Annotated in this window: 5 protein-coding genes; 1 reads left to right on the plus strand and 4 read right to left on the minus strand. The window is 43.4% G+C overall.

Annotation, left to right across the window (positions count from 1 at the left end):
- From RM368_RS17840 to RM368_RS17850, 3 genes are all read right to left on the minus strand, one after another.
- The coding region (locus RM368_RS17840; RefSeq protein ID WP_322695293.1) for an FAD-dependent oxidoreductase at window positions 1-375 on the minus strand (375 nt) is incomplete at its 3' end.
- 139 nt (window positions 376-514) lie between these two features.
- Entirely contained in the window at window positions 515-904 is a 390-nt protein-coding gene (locus tag RM368_RS17845) for a hypothetical protein (protein ID WP_322695294.1), read from the minus strand.
- A complete protein-coding gene (locus RM368_RS17850) occupies window positions 897-1262 on the minus strand; it encodes a 2Fe-2S iron-sulfur cluster-binding protein (RefSeq protein ID WP_322695295.1) in 366 nt (121 codons plus the stop codon). The genes RM368_RS17845 and RM368_RS17850 overlap by 8 nt, the downstream gene beginning before the upstream one ends.
- A 75-nt stretch (window positions 1263-1337) precedes the next feature.
- Between RM368_RS17850 and cimA the strand changes: the two genes are divergently transcribed.
- Window positions 1338-2999, plus strand: coding sequence for a citramalate synthase (gene cimA / locus RM368_RS17855; protein WP_322695296.1), 1662 nt, complete (start codon window positions 1338-1340; stop codon window positions 2997-2999).
- 528 nt (window positions 3000-3527) lie between these two features.
- Here cimA and RM368_RS17860 read toward each other — a convergent pair.
- Window positions 3528-3764 carry an EF-hand domain-containing protein gene (locus RM368_RS17860; RefSeq protein ID WP_322695297.1) on the minus strand — a complete coding sequence of 79 codons (237 nt, stop codon included), beginning with the start codon at window positions 3762-3764 and terminating at the stop codon, window positions 3528-3530.
- Window positions 3765-3977 lie beyond the last annotated feature (213 nt).

A 3977-nucleotide genomic window follows, 5' to 3' on the forward strand; every position in this document is an offset into this window, starting at 1 on the left:
CCCTGCTCCCTGCTCCCTGCTCCCTGCTCCCTGCTCCCTGCTCCCTGCTCCCTGCTCCCTGCCCCCCTGCCCCCCTGCCTCTTCCAAGACGGGCGCAAGGATACCACAGGCACGATAGCCAGTATTTAAGCCGGTCAGTTCTTCTAATTTGCGCGTCCAGTCGGGATATAAGGCACGCGATCGCCAACACAAGGAACGCATTGCTTCATTAGCGATGTTTTCCGCATCTGGTGCCAACATCCCGGCGGCGGCGTGGGTAGCGGCAGCCTGAAAGTCACGACAAAGCACGGTGACGTTTGTCCCGCGCAATTTTAGTTCAATGGCGATCGCTAAACCAATAACGCCGCCACCAATAATCACAGTCTCACTAATCATTAGTCATTAGTCATTTGTCATTTGTCATTAGTTATTTGTCATTTGTCATTGGTACATAACTAATAACTCATAACTCATAACTCATAACTTATAACTTATAACTCGTAACTAAAGACGGGTCTGAAGACGGATCTGATCGTTACCACAAGGCGCGAATTGGTTCGTTGCTTTGATTTGTATTGTTAGATGGTGTGCTTGTTTCTGAAGAATTTGTATTGCCGTCTGTTGTACTGTCAGTTGAGTCATCAGCAGAATTCTGGGCAACGTTACTTCTGTTGTCAGGTCTTGGGGCTACAATAGAGCGCCTGTTTTCGTTTGTTTGAGTTGTTTCGTTTCCTTCTGTTGCAGTTTCTTCATTCTTGCTGCCAGCACTGCTATTAACATTGATATTAGCTGGCAGGACTTCTGATTTCTTGTCACTAGGAGCGTTAGCAGTTTGTACGCCCATCGGAAAGTTGATACCTAGTAATGTACCAAGCAGAATGGCTAAACCTCCAGCCATTAAAATTAAGGGTGTCCATCTACCCATCTTGTCTTAACTCCTTTTTACCTTTTTTTGGTGTCCACACTATTCGAGAACCTTGTCCCCAAAATCCATCAAACTTTGTCACTTTCACATCGCCTAAAATCTGAGTTTGACAGGCTAAACGTAAGTCTGTTGTAGGAGAATGGGGAGGAAGCGAACGCCGCGCTCGATCGCGCCAATTCGCTGCTGAGACTTTGCCCTCTACCTTAACCGCGCAGGTACCACAACTGCCAATGCCCCGACAGTTTATTACCTTAGCACCGTCATTGTAGAGGTTAATACCATTTTGCAGTAAAATCTTGCGGAGATTACTTCCATGCTCGCAATCAATTGTTTTACCTTCAGCTATTACTTTAGGCATTTTTAAACTGCCAAACTGGCTTTTTGTTGTATATTGACACATTGCCTCGAAAGTTGTCTCCTCGGTCCCAGTTTTATGACCACAAATTCTTCACCTCAACTTTGGCTCTATGACACTACATTACGGGATGGCACTCAGCGCGAGGGGCTATCTGTATCGATAGAAGATAAGTTACGCATTGCCCGTAGACTCGATCGACTCGGAATTCCCTTTATTGAAGGCGGCTGGCCTGGTGCCAATCCCAAGGATGTACAATTTTTCTGGCAACTCCAAGAAGATCCGCTAAAACAAGCTGAAATTGTTGCTTTTTGTTCGACTCGCCGCCCCAATTCCACAGCCGCCACCGAACCGATGCTACAGGATATTTTGGCTGCGGGAACTCGCTGGGTAACGATTTTTGGCAAGTCTTGGGATTTACATGTGACAACCGGACTCAAGACGACATTAGAAGAAAATTTGGCAATGATTCGCGACACCATTGAGTACCTTCGTTCTCAAGGTCGTCGGATTATCTACGATGCCGAACATTGGTTTGATGGCTATAAGCACAATCGAGATTATGCTTTACAGACATTAGAGGTGGCGATCGCCTCTGGTGCGGAATGGCTAGTTCTCTGTGATACCAATGGTGGCACTTTACCTCATGAAATTAGCCAAATTGTGCAAGATGTCATTAGTCATTTGTCATTGGTCATTTGTCAAGAACCAATGACCAAGGACATAGGACAAAGGACAATGCCCCAAATTGGAATTCATACTCACAACGATTCGGAAATGGCGGTTGCTAACGCAATCGCCGCCGTGATGGCAGGGGCAAAGATGGTACAGGGCACAATTAATGGTTACGGTGAACGTTGCGGTAATGCTAACCTCTGTTCGTTAATTCCCAATTTACAACTGAAGGCGGGTTACAGTTGTATCACAGAAGACCAGCTCACAGAACTTACAGAAGCTAGTCGTTTTGTAAGTGAGGTCGTCAACCTGGCGCCAGATGAACACGCTCCCTTTGTGGGACGTTCGGCTTTTGCCCATAAGGGCGGTATTCATGTATCAGCAGTGGAACGTAATCCCCTAACTTACGAACACATTCAGCCGGAACAAGTCGGGAATCGTCGGCGCATTGTGATTTCGGAACAGTCTGGACTGAGCAATGTTTTAGCCAAAGCCCGCAGTTTTGGGATTGAATTGGATCAACAAAAAGCAGAGGCTAGGGAAATTCTCCAGCGCCTCAAAGATTTGGAAAGTGAAGGATTTCAATTTGAAGCAGCAGAGGCCAGTTTTGTGTTGCTGATGCACGAAGCTTTGGGAGGCCGCCGGAAGTTTTTTGAAGTCAAAGGTTTTCAAGTCCACTGTGACTTGATTGAGGGGAAAGAAACTAGCAATGCCCTAGCTACAGTCAAAGTCGCTGTTGACGGCAAAAATATTTTGGAGGCGGCGGAAGGTAACGGACCTGTTGCAGCTTTGGATGCAGCTTTACGCAAGGCTTTAGTGAACTTTTATCCTCAGATTGCAACTTTTGATTTGACAGATTACAAAGTGCGGATTCTCAACGGACATACGGGCACTGCGGCGAAAACTCGTGTGTTGGTAGAATCAGGCAATGGTCGTCAACGCTGGACGACTGTAGGGGTTTCCACCAATATTTTGGCGGCTTCCTATCAAGCGGTGGTGGAGGGCTTAGAATACGGTTTGTTGTTACATTCCCAAGCAGAAGCAGCTTTAAAAGCTTCTAGTTGACAAAAGGGATATGTAGTGTAATTACGGTTCGGGGAAAGGGAAAAGGGGAAAGGGGAAGAAAAAACCTTTAACCCAAACCCAATAACCTTTTCCCCAAAGCTAATTTGTCTCGTTCCCAGTCGGAGACTATTGGTGACAACTTAAGAAAAAGGTAAGTTTGTCACCAATAGCCTCTTGCTGGAAACGAGATTTGAAAAGGCTACAACTTACGCATTGACAAGCAAGACAAAAAGTGCATAAGGAGAATGCAGAAAAAAACAGCGATCGCTAGTTATCCCTCTTTTGTCACTTTCGGCAGAGAATAATCTGTAACTCTTGTCCAGACAGGATTTTGCCTATAGAGCTTTGTTTGGAGGTTTCTATTAGTTTGCGATCGCTAATCTTCTCACTAAATCTAGGTTTCATCATTTAGCCTCAATTTTTATTTCCCCGTAGTAGCAAAAGAGGGATGACACTTCTTAATACCAACACAAAAAAACCTTGTCATTATTGACAAGGTTTTTAATTTATGTAACTACACTCTATTAATTACCCAAAGTCTCTCTCCGCTTGTTCAATAGCAGCCTTAAACTCATCATAAGTAATGCAATTGTCTTTATCTGAATCGTACTGAGATAATATTTGAACAAAATTCTTTCTCGTTAATCTTGATATCTCTCCATTTGTAAAATAGTCTGTTTGAAGTTCTTCAATATCTATTTTTCCGCTCTTATTTTTATCTGTTTCATTGAATATTCTTTTAAGCCATTCTTCTTCAAACGCCATAATTTTTTCTTTTTTTGAATGTTAGTTTTTCTAATATTTCACGAATGTTAGAGAAACTCAAGGACAGTTAAGACAGTTAAGAAACTTAAGATAGATTTAATAAATTCTTTATTTTCTAACCCGATATTACTATAACTTACGCATTGACAGAAAAATGATATAGGAATCATATTTGATTTCTGAAAAAGACTACGAGATAATACGGAGGAAGAG

Source organism: Nostoc sp. DedSLP03 (assembly GCF_034530815.1).
Classification (GTDB): Bacteria; Cyanobacteriota; Cyanobacteriia; order Cyanobacteriales; family Nostocaceae; genus Nostoc.

Coding starts and splice junctions, on each gene's coding strand:
- RM368_RS17845 (WP_322695294.1), bottom strand. CDS start 904: ATGGGTAGATGGACACCCTTAATTTTAATGGCTGGAGGTTTAGCCATT.
- RM368_RS17850 (WP_322695295.1), bottom strand. CDS start 1,262: ATGCCTAAAGTAATAGCTGAAGGTAAAACAATTGATTGCGAGCATGGA.
- cimA (WP_322695296.1), top strand. CDS start 1,338: ATGACCACAAATTCTTCACCTCAACTTTGGCTCTATGACACTACATTA.
- RM368_RS17860 (WP_322695297.1), bottom strand. CDS start 3,764: ATGGCGTTTGAAGAAGAATGGCTTAAAAGAATATTCAATGAAACAGAT.